At 46.5% G+C, this 24,051-nt stretch carries 27 protein-coding genes; 14 read left to right on the forward strand and 13 right to left on the reverse strand.

The window, feature by feature from the left end; translation table 11 throughout:
• Positions 1-9: 9 nt before the first annotated feature.
• The 11 genes from VC178_RS07645 to VC178_RS07695 form a co-directional block, all read right to left on the reverse strand.
• Positions 10-756, reverse strand: a complete 747-nt coding sequence (locus VC178_RS07645) for an arginyltransferase (protein ID WP_215294855.1) — start codon at positions 754-756, stop codon at positions 10-12.
• A complete protein-coding gene (gene aat / locus VC178_RS07650) occupies positions 753-1,490 on the reverse strand; it encodes a leucyl/phenylalanyl-tRNA--protein transferase (protein ID WP_323482108.1) in 738 nt (245 codons plus the stop codon). Before aat ends, VC178_RS07645 begins: the two co-directional genes overlap by 4 nt.
• A gap of 9 nt (positions 1,491-1,499) precedes the next feature.
• Complete coding sequence (locus tag VC178_RS07655) at positions 1,500-2,054, reverse strand: NUDIX hydrolase (RefSeq protein WP_323482109.1); 555 nt, start codon at positions 2,052-2,054, stop codon at positions 1,500-1,502.
• Positions 2,055-2,063: 9 nt separating this feature from the next.
• On the reverse strand, positions 2,064-3,887 hold the full coding sequence (locus VC178_RS07660) for a bifunctional anthranilate synthase component I family protein/class IV aminotransferase (protein WP_323482110.1): 1,824 nt from the start codon (positions 3,885-3,887) through the stop codon (positions 2,064-2,066).
• 14 nt (positions 3,888-3,901) lie between these two features.
• A complete protein-coding gene (locus VC178_RS07665; protein ID WP_323482111.1) occupies positions 3,902-4,477 on the reverse strand; it encodes a peptidylprolyl isomerase in 576 nt (191 codons plus the stop codon).
• 72 nt (positions 4,478-4,549) lie between these two features.
• Positions 4,550-5,179 (reverse strand): 2-hydroxychromene-2-carboxylate isomerase, encoded by a 630-nt coding sequence (locus VC178_RS07670; protein ID WP_323482112.1) that lies wholly within the window; start codon positions 5,177-5,179, stop codon positions 4,550-4,552.
• A gap of 21 nt (positions 5,180-5,200) precedes the next feature.
• Positions 5,201-6,514, reverse strand: a complete 1,314-nt coding sequence (locus VC178_RS07675; protein WP_323482113.1) for a replication-associated recombination protein A — start codon at positions 6,512-6,514, stop codon at positions 5,201-5,203.
• A gap of 4 nt (positions 6,515-6,518) precedes the next feature.
• The gene (locus tag VC178_RS07680; RefSeq protein ID WP_323482114.1) at positions 6,519-7,010 is read right to left on the reverse strand and encodes a DUF3429 domain-containing protein; all 492 of its coding nucleotides are present in this window, start codon (positions 7,008-7,010) and stop codon (positions 6,519-6,521) included.
• 54 nt (positions 7,011-7,064) lie between these two features.
• Positions 7,065-7,919, reverse strand: a complete 855-nt coding sequence (locus tag VC178_RS07685; protein WP_323482115.1) for a 3-hydroxybutyryl-CoA dehydrogenase — start codon at positions 7,917-7,919, stop codon at positions 7,065-7,067.
• Position 7,920: 1 nt separating this feature from the next.
• Positions 7,921-8,661 carry a glutathione binding-like protein gene (locus tag VC178_RS07690; RefSeq protein WP_216176570.1) on the reverse strand — a complete coding sequence of 247 codons (741 nt, stop codon included), beginning with the start codon at positions 8,659-8,661 and terminating at the stop codon, positions 7,921-7,923.
• 17 nt (positions 8,662-8,678) lie between these two features.
• Positions 8,679-9,887, reverse strand: coding sequence for a pyridoxal phosphate-dependent aminotransferase (locus VC178_RS07695; RefSeq protein WP_323482116.1), 1,209 nt, complete (start codon positions 9,885-9,887; stop codon positions 8,679-8,681).
• Between the two features lie 98 nt (positions 9,888-9,985).
• On the opposite strand from VC178_RS07695, the gene yaaA reads away from it, so the two are divergent.
• On the forward strand, positions 9,986-10,762 hold the full coding sequence (yaaA, locus tag VC178_RS07700; RefSeq protein ID WP_323482117.1) for a peroxide stress protein YaaA: 777 nt from the start codon (positions 9,986-9,988) through the stop codon (positions 10,760-10,762).
• Positions 10,762-11,973, forward strand: coding sequence for a DUF2863 family protein (locus VC178_RS07705; protein ID WP_215294840.1), 1,212 nt, complete (start codon positions 10,762-10,764; stop codon positions 11,971-11,973). Before yaaA ends, VC178_RS07705 begins: the two co-directional genes overlap by 1 nt.
• 85 nt (positions 11,974-12,058) lie before the next feature.
• Here VC178_RS07705 and VC178_RS07710 read toward each other — a convergent pair whose 3' ends face one another.
• Both VC178_RS07710 and VC178_RS07715 read right to left on the reverse strand, forming a co-directional pair.
• A complete protein-coding gene (locus VC178_RS07710; protein WP_215294839.1) occupies positions 12,059-12,433 on the reverse strand; it encodes a hypothetical protein in 375 nt (124 codons plus the stop codon).
• Positions 12,434-12,450: 17 nt separating this feature from the next.
• Positions 12,451-13,440, reverse strand: coding sequence for a malate dehydrogenase (locus tag VC178_RS07715; protein ID WP_215294837.1), 990 nt, complete (start codon positions 13,438-13,440; stop codon positions 12,451-12,453).
• Positions 13,441-13,596: 156 nt separating this feature from the next.
• Here VC178_RS07715 and VC178_RS07720 point away from each other — a divergent pair, with 156 nt between their 5' ends.
• From VC178_RS07720 to asd, 12 genes are all read left to right on the forward strand, one after another.
• Positions 13,597-14,334 (forward strand): GntR family transcriptional regulator, encoded by a 738-nt coding sequence (locus VC178_RS07720; RefSeq protein ID WP_215318106.1) that lies wholly within the window; start codon positions 13,597-13,599, stop codon positions 14,332-14,334.
• 131 nt (positions 14,335-14,465) lie between these two features.
• Positions 14,466-14,885 carry a succinate dehydrogenase, cytochrome b556 subunit gene (gene sdhC, locus VC178_RS07725; protein ID WP_215294833.1) on the forward strand — a complete coding sequence of 140 codons (420 nt, stop codon included), beginning with the start codon at positions 14,466-14,468 and terminating at the stop codon, positions 14,883-14,885.
• A 24-nt stretch (positions 14,886-14,909) separates the two neighbouring features.
• Complete coding sequence (gene sdhD, locus VC178_RS07730) at positions 14,910-15,275, forward strand: succinate dehydrogenase, hydrophobic membrane anchor protein (protein WP_216125824.1); 366 nt, start codon at positions 14,910-14,912, stop codon at positions 15,273-15,275.
• A gap of 4 nt (positions 15,276-15,279) precedes the next feature.
• Positions 15,280-17,058: a succinate dehydrogenase flavoprotein subunit gene (gene sdhA / locus VC178_RS07735; RefSeq protein WP_323482118.1), complete on the forward strand. Its 1,779-nt coding sequence runs from the start codon at positions 15,280-15,282 to the stop codon at positions 17,056-17,058.
• Between the two features lie 16 nt (positions 17,059-17,074).
• Positions 17,075-17,779 carry a succinate dehydrogenase iron-sulfur subunit gene (locus VC178_RS07740; protein ID WP_323482119.1) on the forward strand — a complete coding sequence of 235 codons (705 nt, stop codon included), beginning with the start codon at positions 17,075-17,077 and terminating at the stop codon, positions 17,777-17,779.
• Positions 17,776-18,045 (forward strand): succinate dehydrogenase assembly factor 2, encoded by a 270-nt coding sequence (locus tag VC178_RS07745; RefSeq protein ID WP_323482120.1) that lies wholly within the window; start codon positions 17,776-17,778, stop codon positions 18,043-18,045. The genes VC178_RS07740 and VC178_RS07745 overlap by 4 nt, the downstream gene beginning before the upstream one ends.
• A gap of 82 nt (positions 18,046-18,127) precedes the next feature.
• The gene (gene gltA / locus VC178_RS07750; protein WP_215294825.1) at positions 18,128-19,441 is read left to right on the forward strand and encodes a citrate synthase; all 1,314 of its coding nucleotides are present in this window, start codon (positions 18,128-18,130) and stop codon (positions 19,439-19,441) included.
• A 17-nt stretch (positions 19,442-19,458) separates the two neighbouring features.
• Entirely contained in the window at positions 19,459-20,868 is a 1,410-nt protein-coding gene (gene leuC / locus VC178_RS07755; protein WP_216176556.1) for a 3-isopropylmalate dehydratase large subunit, read from the forward strand.
• Between the two features lie 11 nt (positions 20,869-20,879).
• Complete coding sequence (locus VC178_RS07760; protein WP_215318096.1) at positions 20,880-21,089, forward strand: hypothetical protein; 210 nt, start codon at positions 20,880-20,882, stop codon at positions 21,087-21,089.
• A gap of 27 nt (positions 21,090-21,116) precedes the next feature.
• Positions 21,117-21,764, forward strand: a complete 648-nt coding sequence (gene leuD / locus VC178_RS07765) for a 3-isopropylmalate dehydratase small subunit (RefSeq protein WP_215294819.1) — start codon at positions 21,117-21,119, stop codon at positions 21,762-21,764.
• 22 nt (positions 21,765-21,786) lie between these two features.
• Positions 21,787-22,860 carry a 3-isopropylmalate dehydrogenase gene (leuB, locus tag VC178_RS07770; protein ID WP_323482121.1) on the forward strand — a complete coding sequence of 358 codons (1,074 nt, stop codon included), beginning with the start codon at positions 21,787-21,789 and terminating at the stop codon, positions 22,858-22,860.
• A gap of 32 nt (positions 22,861-22,892) precedes the next feature.
• Positions 22,893-24,050: an aspartate-semialdehyde dehydrogenase gene (asd, locus tag VC178_RS07775; protein WP_323482122.1), complete on the forward strand. Its 1,158-nt coding sequence runs from the start codon at positions 22,893-22,895 to the stop codon at positions 24,048-24,050.
• Position 24,051: the final 1 nt, after the last annotated feature.

Consider the following 24,051-nt stretch of genomic DNA (forward strand, 5'->3'; position numbering starts at 1 on the left):
GAATAGATATTATGAACCAGTCAGGGCTTGCCAATGATCGTCAATTAAGCCTTCCATGGGTTGGTACTTCGCCTTATAGGACATCTTCTCACTATCGTGAATGTAGTAGCCAAGATAAAGATAAGGTAGGTTGAGTATCCGAGCCTGTTCGATTTGCCACAGAATGCTGTAATTACCAAAGCTAGCAGAGCTATCGGCAGTATCGTAGAAGGTATATACCGAGGAGATGCCTTGTTCCAAGATGTCAATCATGCTCACCATGCGCAGACGTCCGGGGTGTGGATCGTGAGGGCCATCTCTAAATTCAACGATGCGAGAGTTGACTCGACTTTGCAATAAAAATTGCATGTATTGATCTTGGTCATCGTTATCCATATCACCACCAGCATGGCGTTCATTTTGATAGCGTTGATAGAGTTGGTAATGCTCCTCTTGATAACCTAGGTTCAAAACAAACGCTTGTAGCCCTGCATGCTTTTTCCAAGCACGCCGTTGACTGCGTGTTGGTGTAAATGGATTCACTAAGATACGGGTGGCGATACAGGCTTTGCATTCATCGCAATAAGGGCGATAGGTGTATAAGCCGCTGCGACGAAAGCCTGCATTTAATAGTTCGTTATAGACATCTGCATGAATCAAGTGTGAGGGCGTGGCTACTTGGGAGCGCGCAGTTTTATTGGGCAGATAACTGCATGGATAAGGTGCAGTTGCATAAAACTGGAGGGCGGTGAGGGGGAGTTCTTTGAGCCGGGTCATAGCCAGTGGGTTAGGATGTTTTTATCAAAGGTCCAGGGTTTATCAATATTAGTTTGATTTAAAGATATTTGCAGTTGTCCTAAGAATACAGCCCTGGATATTGGCGCAGCCCCCAAAGAGCTTAGGTGGGTGGTTTCTTGTTGGCAGTCAATCATGGCTACTTCATTTTGGATGCACCAAGCGCTTAAAGCGGCTAATGCTATTTTGGAGGTGTTGGGTTTATGACTAAACATCGACTCGCCAAAAACCATGCCACCTAAAGCTACGCAATACAAGCCGCCAACCAACTCACCTTGTTCGACTAGGGCAATGCTATGGGCATGACCTTGCTCATGAATGGTGGTGTATGCATCCATGATTTCATGGGTGATCCAAGTGCCATCCTGGTCTTTTCGAGAGCTAGTGGCACAAGCTCGAATCACAGCACCAAAATCGGCATCCACCAATAATTGACTATGCGTATCCTGACAAAATAGGCGAATACTTTTTCTTAAAGACTCGCTGCACTTGAAATGGCCAGGCTTTAAAACCATCCGCGGATCAGGTGACCACCATAAGACAGGTTGCTCATCGGAGTACCAAGGAAAAATACCGAGTTGATAAGCTTGCAGTAATTGATCTGGATAAATACACTCACTCACTGCAATGAGCCCTGGAACGCTCGGGTCAGGATCTGAGGTTAGTAGCGGGTTTGGAAAGGAGTCGTATGGTCCTAGCCAAGTAATTTGACTCATGTGGCGGAATCAAATTCTCTCTGAAGGCAACACATCACGACTGCGCACATGAAACTCACCATTCAATATGCCAGCAGCGCGATCTGCAAAAAACCACTCTAAGGTTTGTTTGACTGTTGGGAAGGCTAACTCACTCCACGGAATTTCATGTTCATGAAAGAGTGCCACTTCAAGACTTTCTTCGCCAGCAGAAAATTCTGGTGAAGTCATGGTGGCCAAATAGAACAAATGGACTTGTTCGGCATGTGGCACATTGAGTAAAGAATACAGTGGGCCCACTTCAACCACAGCGCCAGCCTCTTCAAGTGTCTCTCTGATGGCGCCATGGCTCGTGCTTTCGCCTAATTCCATAAAGCCAGCGGGAAGGGTCCAGTAGCCATGGCGTGGTTCAATCGCACGACGGCATAGCAATACTTGCTTGCCATAAACCGGAATGCTACCCACGACATTCCTGGGGTTCTGATAATGTATGCTCCCGCAGGCTTCGCATACATGACGCTCACGAGAATCATCCGCCGGAATTTTGACCGTCAGGGTCGCAGCGCAGTTGGAACAATACTTCATGCAGACTTTCTAAAAGTGGGCCTTGAGAATGCCTCGCAGGGCATTGCTAAGCATAATCTCATCAGCCATTGAAACATCTTTAATAGTCAGGTTGGCTTCACGGGCATTAATTTGGGGATCGTCTAGCAGGGCGGCACGCATCACACCGGGCAATAGTCCTGCAGATACTGGAGGAGTGAGCCACTCTGAATGATCTTTGGGTTTAATAAAAATGCTCGTTCTGCCACCTTCAGTAACAAAGCCCTGTTCATTTACAAATAAGGCATCAAAGCCACCGAGTTTGACTGCCGTTTGCCAAGCAGCATCGTAAAGAATGCGATAGCTGATCTTGTGACGTAATAAGGCATCCCCAGAGAACATGGTGCATTCTGAGGAAAGGATATCTTGAGCCCAGAAAATTTTGACTGGCACTTCAAGTGCATCAAGCGCAGCAGAAGTAATAGAGAGTGCGCCATTAGCAGCGAGATCGAGTCGTAATCTCAAAAGAGAATGCTGATCAAGAGATGCGCAGGCATTTAAAACTGTTTCTGTTGCATTGCCTCTCTTGAAGGGAATGCCCAAAGCAGAAGCTGAGGCTTGCATACGATCTAAATGTTGCTCTAATCGTTTTGGCTTACCCTGTGCTACAGCAATCGTTTCAAATAATCCCGTAGCGCTTGGAAGAGTCATTAAGAAAGCAGACTTGATACGGCATTCTTGCCATTCTTGTTTAGCCTCAGAATCAATCGTGATGCCCGCGCCCACTCCCAAAGTAAAAGTAGCGGCATGAGATAGATGATCTTCTTCAATCTCTACAGTTCTAATAGGCACACTAAAGGCAAAGTCACCACTTGGATCTAGCCAGCCTAAGGCGCCACAGTAATAACCACGATCTTCGGGCTCAAGCTCTTGAATAATTTCCATGCTGCGTTTTTTAGGTGCGCCTGTGACTGATCCACACGGAAAGATGGCATGCAATATATCGCTCAGCCCGATAGCGGGCTTTACTTGACCTTGCACAGTAGAGGTCATCTGCAATACATCGCCGTGCCTTGCTACTACAAATAAGTTGGGAACTGTCACTGTGTTTGGTAGAGAGAGGCGACTGAGATCATTGCGCAAAAGATCAACAATCATCACATTCTCTGCCTGATTTTTAGGATCATCTGACAAAGCACTAGCAGCTTGCGATAGTGCGCTTGCAGTCCCTTTCATGGGCATCGCTTTGAGTATGTCACCTTTGCGCTCAATAAAGAGCTCAGGTGACTGTGACAAAAGGTAATGTGAGCCTTGTTCAATATAGGCACCAAATCTCCCAGGCTGGCGCTCACGTAGGCGACTGTAGAGCGCTAGCGGTGCCCCATAAGTTTTCCCGCTAATGCGGTAGGTATGATTAATTTGATAGGTATCGCCATCACGGATGTATTCCTGAATCTTGGCAAGATCCGTAGAAAATTGTTTTTCAGTGATGGATTCCTGAGCATCTAAGACTCCAGCCATTCTTGCAGACTCTTGCAGCTGACTTAATTTTTGAGAAATGACTTGATCAATTTGCTCTTTAGACAGTTTTTTGAAACCTTGAAAAGACCAAGCTTCAATCAGGGGGTGAGGGTCACCCGCAGTCTTTCGTTGAGGTAGATTGTGGATCAGCCTGCCCATCTCATAAGCAAAGGCAGCAACCACATGCTCTCCTTTGCTAAGTGCATGGGATATTTCACTTAAACAATTTTCAATAGCCTTGTGATCATCGGCTTGATTCTCACTAGGTAATACGCACCAGTATTGCGATGCAGCCTCATAAAACCGACTAGTGGGATTAGTCGCCGTGCTTTGCGCATCATCGAGCAAAATCATGGCGACTGGTTTGTTTATTTCAGAATGGTGGCAGATTCAATCACGACTGTTTTGGTCGGGACATCAGCCATTCTGCCCATGCGTGGTGCAGGCGCAACCATAGTTGGCACTTTACGAATGGCATCAATGGTTTGTGTTCCAGAAATCACCTTGCCAAAGACGGTATAACCGTTACCCATCGCATTCGGGAAGTTGAGGCTTTCATTATCTTTCACATTAATAAAAAACTGTGCAGTAGCAGAATCTGGATCTGAAGTGCGAGCCATAGCAATGGTGTAAGTATTATTTTTCAGGCCATTATTTGCCTCTGATGCTACTGGTGCATCGGTTGGCTTTTGTACAAGATCAGGAGTAAAGCCGCCACCTTGAATCATGAAGCCATCAATGACTCGATGAAAAATGGTGCCGTTATAAAAACCGCTCTTCACATAATTTAAAAAGTTAGCAGTAGTCTTAGGCGCCTTGGTATCATCCAGTTCCACCACAAAATTTCCTAGCGTAGTTTTAAATTCAACCTTTGGCCCAGCAATTGCCGCTTGACTTGCAAAACAACTGGCGATGAGAATGAGACTGGCAAATAATTGACGCATATTGACTCCTTAATTCGTTCAGATTGATAAAGCTGATTGTATTGTGCATTCAAATGCTACAGCGGGATTGCACTAGAAAAGCAAGCCATTAGGGATGGTTCCAGCATAGGCGTAAGAGGCTTCCTCAAACATGCCGGGTCTTTTCAGGTAGTCAAGTACCCAGTCAATCGTATCAACACCCCAAAAACAATGTTGATTCACAACTAAGGTAGGAACTCCAAAAGCACCATCTGCTTTTGCTTGCAGACCATTACTCATTAATTGCGCTTTGATTTCAGGGCTGTTGGGTTTTTCAGTATCTGCTGGTAAGCCTAGGTAAAGGCAAAATTCCGACCAAGAAAGGTTGGGATCTTTACCTTCAATCCAAACATAATCAAATGCCCGCTCTACCATCTGCCAATCGGCTTGCTTTTGTAAAAGTAGGCGCTGAGGTGCCACAGTCAGAAAAGGGTGGTGCTCTGGAAAGCGCAAAGGAATTCCGAGTCGCTCTGCTTGCCAGATGCAAAACTGATATGTGTGAGGTCGCTTAGCAGCAACTTCTCCTGGACCTATGTTCTCAGTTGCTCTTAGTAGGCCGCCGAGTAAAACGGGTACTGGGGTGATATTGAGCTGATCCTCGAGACGATGCCTTTGTTTGACATACAAATAGGCAAATGGAGAAATAATGTCATAGTAAAAAATTGCGGGGATCTTAGTGCTCATTTGTGTCTTCGCTCTCGAGAGTTACTTCTTTTGATGCTCAGCATCGAGTTGACGTAAAAAAGCCATCTTTTCTTTAATTTGACTTTCCAAGCCACGCTCAACCGGTTCATACCAATGGGGTTGTGTCATGCCTTCGGGCAAGTAGGATTCACCGGCAGCATAGCCATGTGGCTCATCATGCGCATAGCGGTACTCTTTACCATGGCCGAGTTCTTTCATCAGCTTGGTGGGTGCGTTGCGTAAATGATTGGGCACAGATTTGGATTGGTCATTAGCAACGTAGGCGCGCGCAGCATTAAATGCTTTATAGCTTGCATTACTTTTAGAGGCTACCGCCAAATACACCACAGCTTGGCCTAGGGCGAGTTCACCCTCTGGCGATCCTAGTCTTTCAAAGGTGAGAGCGGCATCATTGGCCAGTTGCATCGCACGAGGATCAGCCAAGCCAATATCTTCCCAAGCCATACGAATAATGCGCCGCGCTAAATACCGTGGATCAGCACCACCATCGAGCATACGGCAAAACCAATATAGCGCAGCATCAGGGTCGGAGCCTCTGACAGATTTATGCAGAGCGGAGATCTGGTCGTAAAACTGATCGCCACCCTTATCAAAGCGACGCGCTTGCATAGTTAAGGCATTTTCAATAAAGACTTGATCAACTAGCTTCACATCAGAATCTGGTGTCAGCACGGCATTGCGGACTTGTTCGACTAAGTTGAGGAGGCGACGGGCATCGCCATCGGCGTTATGAATGAGTGCATCAATTGCTGTGGCATCAAACTCAATATCAGGCATTGCATGTTGATGTGCGCGCTCAAATAGTTTCTTTAGCTCATCAGTACTTAAGGATTGCAGAACATAAACCTGCGCCCTAGAGAGCAGTGCCGAGTTCACTTCAAAGGAGGGGTTCTCGGTGGTGGCGCCAATGAAGGTGAATAAACCAGATTCAACATGGGGCAAAAGCGCATCTTGTTGGCTCTTATTAAAGCGATGAATCTCATCGACGAACAGAATCGTTTGCTTGCCGTATTGCGCCATATTGTGTTGAGCTTGCTCAATTGCTTCACGAATCTCCTTCACGCCAGCCAATACGGCGGAGATAGCAATGAACTCACGGTCAAATGCTTTTGCAGATAAACGGGCCAGCGTTGTTTTACCAACACCAGGCGGCCCCCATAGAATCATGGAGTGAGGTTTACCAGAGGCAAAGGCTAAGTTAAGTGGTTTGCCCGCAGTTAATAAATGAGTCTGTCCAATGACCTCATCAATCGATTTTGGACGGAGTGCTTCCGCTAAAGGAGGAGGTGGCGTGCTATCAAAAAGACCGCTCATTCCATTAGGCTTGGATGAAAAGAATCACAATAGCTGCCCAAGTTAGGCAAGCAGCAGCAACATACGTTAAGCGATTGCGCATCGCCATGAACGCCATACGAGCTGCTTCATCTGAAAAATAGTAGTTGTACGTATTCTGATCGATATTACGTTGAATGATCAAAGTTGATGCCATGATCAATAAGCCAACCGGAATATAAATATGTAAGGCTACCCAAGCTACTAATGCAGGGATCACACCCCAAACCCAAGCGTTACGGTCTATCCAGCGGTCACCAGAAGGCGCCTTGCCTAAGGTATGCAAACTAGCGCCCCAATGTAATGCACCCATAAATGAAGTAATGACTGCGCCATAACCCGCTAGCGACTCTGCACTCAAATAATTCAAAGGAGTTGGAGCCAGCTGTACTAATAGTGCAAGACCCACAAAAGGAATCAAGCCCGCGTAGCCAAGTTTGAGTACGAGTGGTGGAATAGGATTGGCAGATGGGTTCACGGGAGTTTGCTTAGGCTAAGAGAAATGAAGATATGAAAAATAAATCAATCAAAATTATTGATCGTAGGTGTAAACGCCACGACCGGTTTTGCGACCAAGATAACCAGCGGCAACCATCTCACGTAATAATGGGCAAGGGCGATATTTAGAATCACTAAAGTTTTCAAAATACACCTCCATGACTGCGAGGCAAGTATCCAAACCAATCAAGTCTGCTAAAGCCAGTGGGCCTATCGGTTGGTTGCAGCCCAGTTTCATGCCGGCATCTATATCTTCAGGACTGGCTAAACCCTCTGACAGCACGAAGAACGCCTCGTTAATCATTGGCAATAAGATGCGATTGACGACAAAGCCGGGTGAGTTCTTGACGGTTATAGGCTCTTTGCCAATGCGTTTTGCCATTTCAATAATGGCTGCATGAGTTTGGTCGCTAGTTTGCAGGCCACGAATTACCTCAACTAACGCCATCATAGGTGGCGGGTTAAAGAAGTGCATGCCGATAAAGCGTGTTGGGTTGGAATCTAAGGCTGCCAGCTTAGTGATGGAGAGCGATGAAGTGTTGGTGGCAATGATGGTGTCCTTGCTCACTATCTCGTCGACTTGCTTGAGAATTTTTTCTTTAATCGCTTGATTCTCAGTAGCAGCTTCAATCACGAGACTAAGACCTTTGAAGTCAGCGTAAGAGGTGCTGCCTTGAATCCGTTTGACTGCAGCCACTTTGGCATCTGCAGTCAGCATTTCTTTTTTAATGAGCCGATCTAAACTTTTGCTGATGTGATCTAGGCCACGTTGAACAGCAGCATCATTGATGTCTACCATGACGACCTTTAGACCAGCAACAGCGCAAACTTGCGCAATGCCATTGCCCATGGTCCCTGCACCAATTACACCAACCGACTGAATCTTCATCTTATTTCCTTCTTTGATACTGGGTTGATCCAAAGAGCTGCTCTCTCGCCTTGTCATCATGCAAAGGTTTGCGTAATGCGGTGAGTACTTCACACCCGCGCTGTACAGCAGGCCGTTTACCAATCATCTCAAACCAGCGTTTGAAATTGGGGTAATCGTTGATCTCGATCCCCTGATTTTTCCAATTGCGTGTCCAGGGGTAAATTGCCATATCAGCGATTGAATACGTTTTACCGGCAATATAGGGATTATCTTTCAGTTGAGTATCTAGCACCCCATAAAGACGCTGTGCCTCATTGGTATAGCGATTGATGGCATATTCAATTTTCTCAGGGGCATACAAGCGAAAGTGGTGGTTTTGGCCAAGCATGGGGCCTAGACCACCCATCTGGAACATAAGCCATTGCAAGACATCGTATTTGCCACGAATGGTCTTGGGTAAGAATTTGCCAGTTTTACTGGCTAGGTAAAGCAAGATGGCGCCGGACTCAAAGATGCTGATGGGCTTGCCATCAGGACCGTAAGGATCAACTAATGCAGGGATCTTATTGTTAGGGCTGATTTTTAAAAAATCAGGGGTAAATTGATCGCCAGCGCCAATATCAATTGGGTGCGCAATCCAATCACGACCTAAGCGATAGCCACATTCCTCTAGCATGATGTGCACTTTGTGGCCATTGGGAGTTGGCCAACTGTATACATCAATTACCTTTTTTGCGGCGTTTGATTTCTTGATTGTCATGGATCTTCCCTTGATTTTTATAAGGCTTGTAAACGTTCTAAGGCAGTAGATAAGGTTTGCTCTTGCTTAGCAAAGCAAAAACGAATGACGCCTGACTCCGTAGGCTGTTCATAAAATGCTGAAACTGGAATGGCAGCAACTCCAACTTCAGTAGTTAACCATTTGCAAAATTCAGCTTCTGGTAATTTAGCTTCAGGAATATTCAGCGCCGTGTAATCAACGCATTGAAAGTAAGTCCCCGGTGTTGGTAGTAACTTGAATTTTGTTTTCTCTAGTCCTGCTTTGAAAAAATCTCGCTTGGCTTGATAAAAAGCAGGGAGGTTTAAGTAGTGCGATGCCTCGGAGAGGTATGAAGCTAAACCGTATTGCATGGGTGTGTTCACAGTGAAGACATTGAACTGATGAACCTTGTGAAACTCTGCTGTCAGTGGGGCGGGTGCTGCGACATAGCCTACCTTCCAGCCAGTGACGTGATAGGTCTTGCCAAAACTGGAGATTAAAAAACTTCGTGCAGCTAATTCAGGATGGGAGGCAACACTATGATGGTGAGCGCCATCGTAGACCATGTGTTCATAGACTTCATCACTCAAGATAAGGGTTGAGGTGTTTCGCAACAAGCTTGCTAGACGATCTAAATCAGCCTTCTGCCACACCATGCCAGTGGGGTTATGCGGCGAATTGATCATGAGCAGTCGAGTCTGAGGATTGATTGCTTTTTGCAGCGCATCCCATGGGATGTTGTATGAAGCAACCTGTCCATTAGCATCACGTACTGCCTCTAGAGAAACCGCAATCGTTTTGCCACCGGCTAATTCAATCGAAGGCCTATAGCTATCGTAAGCAGGCTCGATGATGACAACTTCATCACCAGGGCTCACGCAAGCCAGAATGCTTGTCAGAATTCCTTGTGTGCCACCAGCAGTGATAGTGATTTCAGATTCAGCATCATATTGATGGCCATATAAGTTTTGAATCTTCTGTTGAATACCATTGCGTAAATCGGGAATCCCAATCATGGGTGGATATTGATTGTGATCAGCCAGCATCTCTCCATTCACTTTGGTAATTAAATTGCGATCGCAGGGAAAGTCCGGAAAGCCTTGCCCTAAATTAATAGCCTGATGTTTAGTGGCAAGCGCAGACATCACCGTAAAAATCGTTGTACCGACATTCGGAAGTCGGCTTGGAAACGATGGGGTGGAAGGGGTAATGTCTTGCGAGCTCATATAGTCAATAGAGAGTGGTTAGATGATCGCGAAAGCGCTTTTGTGCGCATAAATCCGGTAATCGCTAGAATGGAAGAAATACATATACAAATTGTGCCATGTTGATCGTACTTTCTCCCGCTAAATCCTTAGATTACAAGACCCCTGTCAAGGTCAAGGCGCCCACCTTGCCTGAGTTTGTCTCAGAATCTGCTAAGTTGATTGCCGAACTCCGGAAGTTAGCCCCTCAGGACATCGCCAAACTGATGGGTTTGTCTGACCAACTGGCTACCTTAAATGTGGGTCGCTATCGAGATTGGTCTAAAAAATTCACGGCTGAAAATAGCAAGCCAGCGATCTATGCATTCGATGGCGATGTTTATGATGGTTTTGATGTCAAAACGCTGAGCGCCAAGGCGGTCGATTTTGCCCAAGACCACATTCGTATTTTGTCTGGCTTGTATGGCGCCTTAAGGCCGCTTGACTTGATGCAAGCCTACCGCCTGGAAATGGGCACCGCTTTTAAGAACGCCAGGGGAAAAGATCTATATGCCTTTTGGGGCAGCAGGGTGACAGATTCCCTAAAGCAGATTTTGGATCAGCAAAAGAAGCCTGTTTTACTGAACTTGGCTTCTGAAGAGTACTTCAAGGTCTTGCAGCCCAAAGAGTTGGGTTGCCAGGTGATAGCCCCCGTCTTTCAGGATGGCAAAGACGGTAAGTACAAGATTATTTCTTTTTATGCGAAGCGTGCTCGCGGCCTAATGGCTAGGTATGTGGTGGAGAATCGTATTACCGATCCGGCAGATTTAAAAGGTTTCAATTTGGATGGTTATAAATACTATGCTGCAGAATCTAAGCTAGATAAACCCATTTTTAGACGGGCAGAGAAAAAATAATGGCCGTACATCGCACTAAACCTTCTCAACGCAGTTCACCAGAAGTAGAAAAGCTGGTCGCCGATGCTATCTCTCTAGCCGCTTCAGGTAGTCAGATTGAAGATCGTTTTTGGGAGGAGCGCTTGAATGTACGCTTGATGCGTTTGCTTAAAAGTCAAAACCAAAATGTGATTGATGCCGCCTTGGATCAAACCTTTCGTATCAATACCGTAGCGTTTGAAGTCCTAGCGGATATCGCTGAAACGCTTGCTGAGTCCCTCAAGATGGAGCACGAAGGCCAGGAGTGGGATGTGTTGTTATTGGCTATGCCCATCGTTGCGCATACCCGCTATCAAATTCCTTCGGGTCCTTTGCCATCGAGCATTATTGAAGCGACTGCTGGCGCATTAAACGCCTCAATCGCTGCTACCGATACGCGTTTAGCAATTGTTCCTTGGCTCTACAGCATTGATCAAATGCCACATTCTCATTGCCAAACACGTGTGTTAACTGAAGCATTGGCGACTGCGGCCATCTCTGGCAAGGATGTCAAACTCGAGTTGCGCGATATGTCGGAGACGATTGCAGTTCTGGCTGATCCGCGTTTCATTATTGCCGCACTGAGCGCCCCTAGCGGATCACCCATTTTTAAATGGCAAGAAGAATCGCCGGCAAGACAGGAGCGTGGTGTCAGTCTCATTGGCTGGCAAAACGCGATGCAAGAGCCACTCGCAGCAATGCTGCCTGGATGCGAGTTTGAGCTCTTGTTACCGGAGGCCTACTTTACTAACTGCCGTTTGGCAGATAAGCATGTGCGGCCATTAAGTATTCGTGCAGGCGTTAATTTCCTCGAAAGCACGCTAGGCATCTTGCCTGCTGGCTTATCTTGCGTGGTTGGTGCCTTTGGTGAAGAGCAGGCCGATGAATACCGCATCTCCTTTAGCGTCAAGGGTTCCTCCGAAATTATGTATGGTGTGATTTGGCCTTTATATGATCGTGAGAGCGTGGCGAGTGATGCCTTAAATGATTTATCGGATGACGAGAGCCCGATTAAAAAAATCTGTGATGCCTTGCATGACGCAGGAGTAGAAGATGTATTTCGTCATGCGATGCTATTTGACCCAGAGCTCTGCGACGATTGCGGCGCGCCTCTTTTTCCAGATCGATCTGGTGAGGCCGTGCATGCAGAAATGCCAGAAGATACGCCAACACAGCAACCACTCTTTCATTAAGTAGTTATAACAAACTCAAAAATATTAACCGAGTAATAAAAAAAGCCGAGGATCTCTCGGCTTTTTTATTTGATGCTATTAAAACTTAGTTCTGAACAAAAGGCTCTGCACCAGCAAACAAATGGGGCAATTTGCCAGATTTCATTTCTGCTGTTTGGCAGAAATCAGCTAAGCGATTACCCGTCTTGATATTAAATAACATGGCTTTATTGCCAAGCACTACCAGGTCATGACCAGTGTCAGTGTTCTTGTAACGCAAGCTACCTGGCAATGAGGTTTGACGATTCAAGTCGTAAGTCTTGGCTTCCCAAGTCAGACGAACTTTCTCGAGAGTGCCAGTTGTTTTGAATTGCTTACTCTCGCTGCAAGTCCACGTAAATACTTCTTCACTAGCGCTCACATTTGTAACGCCAATGAGGGCGGCAAATACAAAGCTTAAGGACAGAAGAGATTTGTTCATGTATTTTCCTAAGAGGATTAAGAAAGCAAGTGCTTAACGCCTGCTTGCTCTTCAAGCAATTCATTTAAGGTGTGATTCATGCGCTCGCGTGAGAACTCATCGATCTCTAAACCTTCGACCATTTTGTACTCGCCGTTTTCACATGTCACTGGGAAACCATAAATCACTTCAGCTGGGATACCGTATTCGCCTTTAGAGGCAATTCCCATGGTGACCCATTTGCCATTGGTTCCGAGCACCCAATCATGAACGTGGTCAATTGCCGCATTGGCTGCGGAAGCTGCAGAAGAGAGACCGCGTGCATCAATAATCGCCGCACCACGCTTACCAACAGTAGGAATAAAGACATCCTTATTCCATGCTGCATCGTTAATTGAGTCCTTCACTGACTTGCCATCAACCGTTGCAAAGCGATAGTCAGGGTACATGGTCGGGCTGTGATTGCCCCAAACGACTAGCTTCTCAATGCCAGCAACGGGTTTATTTAATTTAGTAGCCAATTGCGAGAGTGCGCGGTTGTGATCAAGGCGCAACATCGCGGTAAAGTTTTTCGCAGGAATATCTGGTGCAGATTTCATGGCGATGTAAGCGTTCGTGTTTGCCGGGTTGCCAACCACCAATACCTTGACAGTCTTTTTGGCAACTGCATTGAGTGCTTTACCTTGGGCAGTGAAGATCTGTGCGTTAGCGGAGAGCAGATCTTTGCGCTCCATGCCGGGACCACGGGGACGTGCGCCAACTAATAGGGCGACATCAATCTCTTTAAATGCGGTCAAGGGGTCAGAGTGAGCGGTAACGCCAGCCAAGAGTGGGAATGCACAATCTTCGAGCTCCATGATCACGCCACCCAATGCTTTTTGCGCTTTTTCGTCTGGAATTTCAAGTAATTGCAGAATGACGGGCTGATCCTTGCCCAAAAGGTCGCCATTGGCGATGCGGAATAAAAGGGAATATCCGATTTGACCGGCTGCACCGGTTACGGCGACACGCATTGGGGCTTTTGCCATTACTAATAACTCCAGAGGATGGTTAAGAGGTTAATTAAGGAAACTTTTCTATTATCCATTCAAGTGTAGGAACTTTCGCTTTACACTGTCAAAGATGTCTTATACAAGACTAGAATTACACTTAATTTTATCCAATTGCTTTCCGCTGGAGCCGATTTGTCAGAAGTAAATTTGCCGATTGCCTCTTTTAGCCCTCTGTACGAACAGATTAAGGCAATGATTTTGGCTAGCTTGCAAGCCTCTGAGTGGCTGCCAGGGGAGGCTATTCCCAGTGAAATGGAGTTAGCGGCCCGCTATGCCGTTAGTCAGGGCACGGTTCGCAAGGCAATTGATGAGCTGGCTGCACAAAATTTATTGGTGCGACGTCAGGGTAAGGGCACCTATGTAGCCACCCACCAAGAAGACGATTGGCAATACCGATTCTTACGCTTGGCACCTGATTCTGGCGAGAAATTTCATCTCACTAGCCGATTCTTGGTTTGCCAGCAGACTAAGGCAAGCGCCTACGTCGCCAGTTTGCTGAAATTAAAGGCAGGTGACACCGTCATTTACATTGATCGTGTTCAGAGTTTTGCTGGGCAAGCCATTGTTTATGAAGAGATTTGGCTGCCTGGAGCGCGCTTTAAAGATTTAAATCTGGATACTCTGAATGAATGGCATGGGCCAGTCTACGCTCTATATGAGAGCCAGTACGCTACTCACATGGTGCGCGCTGAGGAAAAAATCAAAGCAATTGCGGCCGATGAGACTCTGGCTAAGCACCTCCAATTGGCAGTAGGCGCCCCATTGCTTTCGGTAGAGCGGGTGGCGTTCACATATGGCAGTAAACCAGTAGAAATTAGACACGCAAGATACGACACCGCTGAGCAACATTACGAAAACAAATTGAACTGAACTTATCCGTAAAACCCCCTTTAAACCCCTATAAACCCTTAAAAACCCCCAATAGCCTCAAGGTTTCCAATAGAATATGTTGCGACACAACAAAATCAAACTGAACCTCCACCTAAAGATAGAGATTACCCATGGTTGAAGCACAGCAAAATGTAAAAAAAGATCGACAGGTTTATCGCAATATTGGTCTGGCCCAGTTGATTAAATATCGCCTGCCTTGGGCCGGAAAAGTCTCCATCCTTCACCGTATTAGTGGGGCAGCCTTATTCCTCTTGTTGCCATTCATTTTGTACCTCTTCGACCAAAGTCTGGCTTCTGAGGTGAGCTATCAGAAATTTCAAGCCTTCACCAGCAACATCTTGGTAAAAATCATTTGCCTCGGTTTGATCTGGTCTTTCTTACATCACTTCTGTGCTGGTATTCGCTACCTCTTGCTCGATTTAGAAATCGGCGTAGAGAAGTCTGAGTCCAATCGTTCCGCCATCATCGTGTTGGTGCTTGGTATCGCTCTCACTGCTGTAGTGGGTCTCAAATTATTTGACTTGTACTAAGCGCTCATTATTTAAGGAAATTTCATGCCTATTTATCAAATTGGACCAAAGCGCTTAGTAGTTGGTGCTCATTACGGACTTAAAGAATGGATCATCCAACGCGTTACTGCGATTGTGATGGTGGTATTTACGGTTGTCTTGCTAGTCGACTACTGCGTAACTGGTAGTGCTAGCTACGAGGGTTGGGCTGGTCTGTTTAGTAATCAGTTCATGAAGTTGCTGACTTTTTTGGCTTTCTTTAGCTTGTTCTATCACGCTTGGATTGGCGTGCGTGACATCTGGATGGATTACATCAAGCCCGTCAGTATTCGTTTGACACTGCAAGTGTTAACCGTTCTATATCTCGTAGCCTGTGCGGCTTATGCCGTTCAAATTTTGTGGAAAGTGTAATTCGATGACTGCGATTCAAAAATCATTGCCACGCCGCCGTTTTGATGCGGTCATTATTGGGGCGGGTGGCTCGGGTATGCGTGCTTCATTACAGTTAGCGGAAGCCGGCCTCAATGTGGCGGTATTAACTAAAGTCTTCCCAACCCGTTCACATACAGTAGCTGCGCAAGGTGGTATTGGTGCTTCATTGGGTAACATGAGTGAAGACAATTGGCACTATCACTTTTATGACACCATCAAAGGATCTGACTGGTTAGGTGACCAGGACGTGATCGAGTTCATGTGTCGTGAAGCGCCAAAAGTGGTTTATGAGTTAGAGCATTTCGGTATGCCTTTCGATCGCAATCCAGATGGCACGATTTATCAGCGTCCATTTGGCGGTCACACCGCAAACTACGGCGAGAAACCAGTACAACGTGCTTGTGCTGCCGCTGACCGCACTGGTCACGCCATGTTGCATACCTTGTATCAACGTAACGTCCGCGCTAAAACGAACTTCTTCGTAGAGTGGTTAGCGCTCGACTTGATCCGTGATGACGAGGGTGATGTGGTTGGTGTTACTGCCCTTGAAATGGAAACAGGTCAGGTATGCATCTTGGAAGCCAAGATTGTGATGTTGGCTACTGGTGGTGCAGGTCGCATTTGGGATGCATCGACTAATGCCTTTATTAATACCGGTGACGGTATGGGACTTGCAGCTCGCGCAGGTATCCCATTGGAAGATATGGAGTTCTGGCAATTTCACCCAACGGGTGTCGCTGGGGCAGGTGTGTTGTTAACTGAAGGTTGCCGCGGTGAAGGTGGCATCTTGCGTAATAAAGATGGCGAGCGTTTCATGGAACGTTATGCGCCAACCTATAAGGATTTGGCTCCGCGCGATTTCGTATCTCGGTGTATGGATCAAGAAATCAAAGAGGGGCGCGGTTGCGGTCCTAATGGTGACTATGTTGTGCTTGATTTGACGCACATTGGTGCCGAGACCATCATGAAGCGTTTACCTTCGGTTTATGAAATCGGCATGAACTTCGCAAACGTTGACGTCACTAAAGAGCCAATCCCTGTTGTGCCAACGATTCATTACCAGATGGGTGGCATTCCAACCAATATCAATGGTCAAGTGGTTGTTCCAGCAAATGGCAAACACAATGAAGTCGTTCATGGTTTGTATGCCATTGGCGAGTGTTCATGCGTTTCTGTGCACGGCGCAAACCGCTTAGGTACTAATTCATTACTCGACCTCTTGGTATTCGGTCGTGCAGCAGGTAACCACATCGTTGGTTTGAATCTTAAGAATCGTGAGTTCAAGAAATTACCTGCGAATGCGGGTCAGCAAACCTTGGAGCGTATTGCGAAGTTGGATAACTCTCATTCTGGCGAGTATGCACAAGATGTCGCTAACGATATTCGTAAAACGATGCAGAAATACGCCGGTGTATTCCGTAACCAAGAGCTGATGGATGAAGGTGTTCGTCAAATGGCGAAACTCACCGAGCGTGCAAAAAACTTGTGGGTTAAAGATAAGTCTGAGATTTTTAATACCGCCCGTATTGAAGCTTTGGAAGTGGCTAACTTGGTTGAGACAGCAAACGCAACCATGATTTCTGCGGCAGCTCGGAAAGAAAGCCGTGGTGCACACTCGCACGACGATCACCAGCATCGCGACGATGATAACTGGATGAAACACACTCTTTGGTATAGCGAAGGCAATCGCTTGGACTATAAGCCAGTCCAATTGAAACCATTGACTGTTGATTCAGTTCCTCCAAAAGAACGTACTTTCTAAGTAAGAGAGATAGAAGATGAGTGATATCCGTATATTTGAAATTTACCGCTACGATCCAGATGTCGATGCAGCACCACGCATGCAGCGCTATGAGTTAGAGCTTGCTGGTGAGCGTATGTTGTTGGACGCCTTGATCTCTTTGAAGAAACAAGATGAAACTATCTCGTATCGCCGCTCATGCCGTGAGGGTGTATGCGGTTCAGATGCAATGAACATCAACGGTAAAAATGGTTTGGCTTGCTTGACCAATATGTTGACTTTGCCTAAGGTCATCACATTGCGTCCATTACCTGGCTTGCCAGTCGTACGTGATTTGATCGTCGACATGACTTTGTTCTTCAAACAATATTTGTCTATCAAGCCTTATTTGGTAAACGATAATCCACCGCCAGAGAAAGAGCGTTTGCAGAGCCCTGAAGAGCGTGAAGAGTTGAACGGCTTGTATGAGTGCATTTTGTGCGCATCTTGCTCAACCTCATGCCCCTCTTTCTGGTGGAATCCTGATAAGTTTGTGGGCCCTGCAGGTTTGTTGCAGGCCTATCGCTTTATTGCTGATAGTCGGGATGAAGAGACCAGTCAGCGCTTGGATAACTTGGAAGATCCATACCGCTTATTCCGTTGCCACACTATTATGAATTGCGTGGATGTATGTCCTAAGCATTTGAATCCAACCAAGGCGATTGGTAAGATCAAGGAGTTGATGGTTCGTAGGGCAGTATGACCCTCGGTAATGCAGAGTTATATCGCTTAAAAAGTGATGCTCGCAGGGGCTTACTAGAGAACGATTTAATTCTGCAGCGTTTCTTTGAGCGTTACGGCGCTCAGTTAAGCGTGGAAGATGGCAAAGTATTGAGCCAGTTATTGGCCTTAGATGACAATGACCTAATGGATTTATTAATCGGTCGTATAGATTCGGTGGCTGGACTGGAGCAGGAGATGCAGTCTGACTCCTTTAAAACAGTTTTACAAAAACTGAGAGAGAAGTAATTCAGTCTTTTGGTGCAGTAGTAGTGCAAGCGTGTGATCGAATAGTGTATTAATCATAATTTTGAATGACTAAGGATTAGAAATGATTGAATCGGACATCAAGGCAAAACTCTCGTTTTCGGATGGAACACCAGATATTGATCTGCCAATTTATAAAGGCACGGTTGGTCCTGATGTCATCGATATTCGCAAGCTCTATGGTCAAACTGGTAAGTTCACTTACGACTCTGGCTTTCTATCTACTGCATCCTGCAATAGCAAAATTACCTACATCGATGGTGACAAAGGCGAGTTGCTCTATCGTGGTTACCCGATTGATGATTTGGCTGCGAACTGCGACTTCTTAGAGGTTTGCTACCTTTTGATTAATGGCCAATTGCCCAACGCGACCGAGAAAAAAGATTTCGATCAAATGGTGATTCACCACACCATGGTCCACGAGCAAATGCAATTCTTCTTACGCGGTTTCCGTCGCGATGCCCATCCCATGTCTGTGTTAACTGGTTTGGTTGGTGCCATGGCTGCGTTCTACCATGATGAGATTGATTACAGCGATTCCTATGCACGTGAAGTGGCGCAGATTCGTTTGATTGCGAAGATGCCAACCTTAGTGGCAATGTCGTACAAGTACTCCGTAGGACAACCTTTTATCTATCCAGATAACTCTTTGTCATACACCGCAAACTTCATGCGCATGATGTTTGCTACGCCGTGTGAAGAGTACAAAGTAAACCCAGTTTTAGTTCGCGCTTTGGATCGCATCTTTATCTTGCATGCAGATCATGAGCAAAATGCCTCTACCTCAACCGTTCGTTTGTGCGGTTCTTCAGGTACCAACCCGTTTGCCGCTATTTCTGCTGGCATTGCTTGCCTCTGGGGTCCTGCCCACGGTGGTGCTAACGAAGCTTGCTTGCAAATGTTGAATGATATTCAAGCACAAGGCGGCGTGGATAAGATTCATGAGTTCATCGCCCAGGTGAAAGACAAGAACTCGAGCGTACGTTTGATGGGCTTTGGTCACCGCGTTTACAAAAACTTCGATCCACGCGCTAAATTAATGCGTGAGACTTGCTATGAAGTTTTGAATGAACTCGGCCTGCAAGATGATCCATTGTTCAAGCTAGCGATGACCCTGGAGAAAATTGCCTTGGAAGACGAGTATTTTGTGAGCCGCAAGCTCTATCCAAACGTGGACTTCTACTCAGGTATTGTGCAGCGCGCACTGGGTATCCCAACGGATATGTTCACTTGTATTTTTGCGTTAGCAAGAACAGTTGGCTGGATTGCTCAGTGGGAGGAAATGATTACGGATTCCGAGTACAAGATTGGACGTCCACGTCAGTTATATGTTGGTGAAACTTCACGTAAGGTTCCTAACATTTCCGTTCGTAAATAAAGGTTTTAAGGGTACTCATGTCTCGTACGCTTTATGACAAATTGTGGGATGACCACGTTGTTTACTCGGAAGAAGATGGCACAGCCACGATCTATATTGACCGTCAGTTGCTCCATGAGGTAACCAGCCCTCAGGCATTTGAAGGCTTGAATCTGGCTGGTCGTCCGGTATGGCGCATCTCCGCCAACTTGGCTGTTTCGGATCACAATGTTCCAACCACAGACCGCTCGGCAGGAATTGCAGATCCCATATCTAAGCTGCAAGTCGACACCTTAGATCAAAACTGTGATGCATTTGGTATTACCCAATACAAGATGAATGATGCTCGCCAAGGCATTGTTCACGTGATTGGACCAGAACAGGGTGCAACCTTACCTGGCATGACTGTTGTCTGCGGTGATTCACATACCAGCACGCATGGCGCATTTGGTGCCTTGGCATTTGGTATTGGTACATCGGAAGTGGAGCACGTCTTGGCCACTCAAACCTTGCTCATGAAAAAGAGTAAGAACATGTTGGTGCGGGTAGATGGCCGTTTGCAACCCGGTTCTACAGCTAAAGATATCGTCTTGGCGGTGATCGGTAAGATTGGCACTGCAGGTGGCACTGGTTACTGTATCGAGTTTGCTGGTGAAGCGATTCGTAATTTGTCTATGGAAGGTCGTATGACTCTCTGCAATATGGCGATTGAAGGTGGCGCAAGATCTGGTTTGGTGGCTGTGGATGAAACTACGATTGAATACATTCAAGGTCGCCCTTATGCTCCTCAAGGTCAAGCCCTATTGCAAGCAATGCAGTATTGGAGAACATTGCATTCGGATGCAGATGCCCAGTTTGATGCGGTAGTGGAATTGCGTGCAGAAGAAATCGCTCCACAAGTCACTTGGGGTACCTCTCCTGAGATGGTGCTTGCGATCAGCGACCGTGTTCCTGATCCGGAAAAAGAGCGTGATCCAAACAAGCGCTCTGCGATGGAGCGTGCTTTGGAATATATGAATCTCATTCCGAATACGCCACTGAGCAGTATTTCTGTGGATAAAGTATTTATTGGTTCCTGCACTAATAGCCGCATTGAAGATATTCGGGCTGCTGCAAAAGTGGTGGATCGCATTGGCAAAAAAGTGGCTGCTAATGTGAAGCTGGCATTGGTAGTTCCTGGCTCTGGTCTGGTGAAAGCCCAAGCAGAGCGGGAAGGCTTAGATCGCATTTTTAAAGCTGCTGGCTTTGAATGGCGCGAGCCCGGTTGCTCTATGTGTTTAGCCATGAATGCTGATCGCTTAGAGCCTGGTGAGCGATGTGCCTCTACATCGAATCGTAACTTCGAAGGTCGTCAAGGTAATGGCGGTCGCACCCATTTGGTCAGTCCGGCAATGGCTGCTGCTGCGGCGATTGAGGGCCATTTTGTTGATGTTCGTAAGATTTCATAAAGGTAATCCAGATGAAATTTTCTTCAGTCTCATTGATTTCTCGATTAGCCATCGTTGGTATTGCAGGTGTGATTATTTCTGCTTGCAGTAATACCATGGAAGGCATGGGCAAAGATTTGCAAACCATGGGTAGCGCCATGGGCGGATCCGGTGCAAATTCTACTCAGCAGAATCAATCTCAAACTAAGGGTAAGGACGTTGTCATTACCCCTGTGAAGTAAACAAAAAATATAGATAGAGTCAGAGTCATGGAAAAATTTACGGTATACAAAGGTTTAGTTGCTCCACTGAATCGTGAAAACGTGGATACCGATGCCATTATTCCGAAGCAGTTTTTAAAGTCCATCAAGAAAACGGGCTTTGGTCAGAACTTATTCGATGAATGGCGTTATTTAGACCATGGCGAACCTGGTCAAGATTGCAGTACTCGTCCAATTAACCCTGACTTTGTGCTCAATCAGCCACGCTACAAAGGCGCCGGCATTCTCTTGGCTCGCAAGAACTTTGGTTGCGGTAGTTCACGTGAACATGCGCCATGGGCTTTAGACCAATTTGGCTTCAGGGCCGTGATTGCCCCTAGCTTTGCCGATATTTTCTATAACAACTGCTTCAAAAATGGTGTTTTACCCATCGTTTTGACTGAAATGCAGGTAGATCACCTCTTTAACGAGACGATGGCTTTTAGTGGTTATCAACTGACAATTGACCTAGACGCTCAACAGGTTATCGCCCCTGACGGCAGCGCCTATAGCTTTGAGGTAGCCCCCTTTAGGAAGTATTGCCTCCTCAACGGTTTGGACGATATTGGCTTAACTCTGCGTCATGCAGATAAAATCAAGGCTTATGAAGCTGAGCGCATCCTCAAGATGCCTTGGCTTGCGACACAATTGCCGTAATTCGTTGATTTAAAGGCCTTTCATGAAAATTGCAGTTCTCCCGGGCGATGGGATCGGCCCGGAAATTGTTGCTCAAGCCGTTCGCGTTCTTCAAGCGTTAGGCCCAAAGTTTGATCTAGAGGAAGCTCCTGTGGGTGGCGCTGCCTATGACGTGGCTGGACATCCTTTGCCGCCAGCGACTTTAGAGTTGGCAAAAAAAGCTGACGCTATTTTGTTTGGTGCAGTCGGTGATTGGAAATACGACACGCTTGCTCGTGAACTTCGCCCAGAGCAGGCCATCTTAGGATTACGTAAACACTTAGAGTTGTTTGCTAACTTTAGGCCAGCGATTTGCTACCCAGAACTCACAGCAGCATCCAGCCTCAAACCTGAAATTATTGGTGGCTTGGATATTTTGATTGTGCGTGAACTCAATGGCGATATTTACTTTGGTCAACCACGCGGTATTCGTAGCTCAGAGTTGCCATTATTTAATGGTGCTCGTGAAGGTTATGACACCATGCATTACAGCGAGCCAGAAGTAGAGCGGATTGGTCGCGTTGCATTTGAAGCGGCACGCAAGCGCGGTAAAAAAGTGTGCAGCGTAGATAAAGCGAACGTATTAGAGACTTCGCAGTTGTGGCGTGAAGTCATGATTCGGGTTTCTAAAGACTATCCTGATGTTGAGTTATCCCACATGTATGTCGATAATGCAGCAATGCAATTGGTGAAGGCGCCTAAGGCATTTGATGTAGTCGTGACCGGTAATCTGTTCGGTGACATTCTGTCGGACGAAGCAGCGATGCTCACAGGCTCGATTGGCATGTTGCCTTCTGCGTCATTGGATAAGAACAACAAAGGCTTGTATGAGCCAAGCCACGGCTCTGCGCCTGATATTGCTGGTCAAGGGATTGCTAATCCTTTGGCAACGATTTTGTCTGCAGCCATGATGTTGCGTTATTCCTTGGGTATGCCTGCAGAAGCCGACCGGATTGAAAAAGCAGTACAAAAAGTGTTGGCACAAGGCTTACGTACTGCTGATATTTATACAGAAGGCACTCAAAAGGTATCTACTGTACAAATGGGTGATGCAGTGGTTGCGGCACTCGCTGGATAAATAAGTCAATATTTTCACTAGGTAGTTAAATCATGGCAAATACAAAAACACCGTTGGTAGGTTTAGTTGGCTGGCGCGGAATGGTTGGCAGTGTTCTGATGGAGCGCATGCTCGCCGAGAAAGATTTTGATTTGATCGAGCCGGTTTTCTTTAGCACGAGCCAAGTAGGCGGCGAAGTTCCCTTGCTCAATGGTAAAAAAGTCACCAAGAGTGAAAGTACTTTGCAAGATGCCAATGACATCAAGGCATTGTCCCGTTGTGACATCATTTTGACTTGCCAGGGTGGTGATTACACCAATGAGATCTTCCCCAAGCTGCGTGCGGCTGGTTGGAGTGGTCACTGGATTGATGCTGCTAGCGCATTGCGCATGAAAGATGATGCTGTATTGATTCTCGATCCAGTCAATCGCCCTGTGATTGATAAGGCATTAGCTGCGGGTGGAAAAAATTGGATTGGTAGCAACTGCACAGTCAGTTTAATGATGATGGCTATGGGTGGTTTAGTGAAGGCTGACATGGTTGAGTGGATTAGTGCCATGACTTATCAAGCAGCTTCTGGTGCAGGCGCTCAAAATATGCGCGAGTTACTATTACAAATGGGCGCTTTGCGTGACAGCGTGGCTGCAGAATTGGCAGACCCATCTTCCTGGATTTTGGATATTGATCGTAAGGTGACTGAAACCTTACGTTCACCCGATTTTCCGAAACAGAATTTCCGTAATACTGCTTTAGCTGGAAGTTTGATTCCGTGGATCGACGTACCTCTCGAGCATGGGCAAACCAAAGAAGAGTGGAAGGGTGGCGCTGAGTTCAATAAGATCTTAGGTCGCCCTGCATTCCGGACTCCTGGCAGCATTCCAGTTGATGGGATATGTGTGCGGGTTGGAGCGATGCGCTGCCATTCCCAGGGCTTGACAGTGAAGTTGAAGAAAGATGTTCCCCTCCAGGAGATTGAAACGATCTTGGCAAACGATAGTCAGTGGGTAAAAGTCGTGCCTAATGATCGTGAAATAACTGAGCGTGATTTATCGCCAGCAGCCGTTAGCGGTACCTTAACAGTACCTATCGGACGTTTGCATAAATTGGCGATGGGTCCAGAGTATTTAGGTGCATTTACCGTCGGCGATCAGCTATTATGGGGAGCAGCTGAGCCCTTGCGCCGCATGCTCAGAATCTTACTGGAGAGGTAAT

This window comes from Polynucleobacter sp. AP-Sanab-80-C2, from assembly GCF_035012965.1.
Taxonomy (GTDB): Bacteria; Pseudomonadota; Gammaproteobacteria; order Burkholderiales; family Burkholderiaceae; genus Polynucleobacter.

Bases quoted from the DNA above. Each gene is read 5' to 3' on its own strand.
- VC178_RS07670 (WP_323482112.1), bottom strand. From the start codon at position 5,179: ATGAGCACTAAGATCCCCGCAATTTTTTACTATGACATTATTTCTCCA.
- VC178_RS07660 (WP_323482110.1), bottom strand. From the start codon at position 3,887: ATGATTTTGCTCGATGATGCGCAAAGCACGGCGACTAATCCCACTAGT.
- sdhC (WP_215294833.1), top strand. From the start codon at position 14,466: ATGGTTGAAGCACAGCAAAATGTAAAAAAAGATCGACAGGTTTATCGC.
- VC178_RS07760 (WP_215318096.1), top strand. From the start codon at position 20,880: ATGAAATTTTCTTCAGTCTCATTGATTTCTCGATTAGCCATCGTTGGT.
- VC178_RS07740 (WP_323482119.1), top strand. From the start codon at position 17,075: ATGAGTGATATCCGTATATTTGAAATTTACCGCTACGATCCAGATGTC.
- VC178_RS07675 (WP_323482113.1), bottom strand. From the start codon at position 6,514: ATGAGCGGTCTTTTTGATAGCACGCCACCTCCTCCTTTAGCGGAAGCA.
- sdhA (WP_323482118.1), top strand. From the start codon at position 15,280: ATGACTGCGATTCAAAAATCATTGCCACGCCGCCGTTTTGATGCGGTC.
- VC178_RS07690 (WP_216176570.1), bottom strand. From the start codon at position 8,661: ATGACAATCAAGAAATCAAACGCCGCAAAAAAGGTAATTGATGTATAC.
- gltA (WP_215294825.1), top strand. From the start codon at position 18,128: ATGATTGAATCGGACATCAAGGCAAAACTCTCGTTTTCGGATGGAACA.
- VC178_RS07745 (WP_323482120.1), top strand. From the start codon at position 17,776: ATGACCCTCGGTAATGCAGAGTTATATCGCTTAAAAAGTGATGCTCGC.
- asd (WP_323482122.1), top strand. From the start codon at position 22,893: ATGGCAAATACAAAAACACCGTTGGTAGGTTTAGTTGGCTGGCGCGGA.
- VC178_RS07685 (WP_323482115.1), bottom strand. From the start codon at position 7,919: ATGAAGATTCAGTCGGTTGGTGTAATTGGTGCAGGGACCATGGGCAAT.
- leuB (WP_323482121.1), top strand. From the start codon at position 21,787: ATGAAAATTGCAGTTCTCCCGGGCGATGGGATCGGCCCGGAAATTGTT.
- aat (WP_323482108.1), bottom strand. From the start codon at position 1,490: ATGAGTCAAATTACTTGGCTAGGACCATACGACTCCTTTCCAAACCCG.
- VC178_RS07715 (WP_215294837.1), bottom strand. From the start codon at position 13,440: ATGGCAAAAGCCCCAATGCGTGTCGCCGTAACCGGTGCAGCCGGTCAA.
- yaaA (WP_323482117.1), top strand. From the start codon at position 9,986: ATGTTGATCGTACTTTCTCCCGCTAAATCCTTAGATTACAAGACCCCT.
- VC178_RS07645 (WP_215294855.1), bottom strand. From the start codon at position 756: ATGACCCGGCTCAAAGAACTCCCCCTCACCGCCCTCCAGTTTTATGCA.
- leuC (WP_216176556.1), top strand. From the start codon at position 19,459: ATGTCTCGTACGCTTTATGACAAATTGTGGGATGACCACGTTGTTTAC.
- VC178_RS07655 (WP_323482109.1), bottom strand. From the start codon at position 2,054: ATGAAGTATTGTTCCAACTGCGCTGCGACCCTGACGGTCAAAATTCCG.
- VC178_RS07705 (WP_215294840.1), top strand. From the start codon at position 10,762: ATGGCCGTACATCGCACTAAACCTTCTCAACGCAGTTCACCAGAAGTA.
- VC178_RS07665 (WP_323482111.1), bottom strand. From the start codon at position 4,477: ATGCGTCAATTATTTGCCAGTCTCATTCTCATCGCCAGTTGTTTTGCA.
- sdhD (WP_216125824.1), top strand. From the start codon at position 14,910: ATGCCTATTTATCAAATTGGACCAAAGCGCTTAGTAGTTGGTGCTCAT.
- VC178_RS07695 (WP_323482116.1), bottom strand. From the start codon at position 9,887: ATGAGCTCGCAAGACATTACCCCTTCCACCCCATCGTTTCCAAGCCGA.
- VC178_RS07710 (WP_215294839.1), bottom strand. From the start codon at position 12,433: ATGAACAAATCTCTTCTGTCCTTAAGCTTTGTATTTGCCGCCCTCATT.
- leuD (WP_215294819.1), top strand. From the start codon at position 21,117: ATGGAAAAATTTACGGTATACAAAGGTTTAGTTGCTCCACTGAATCGT.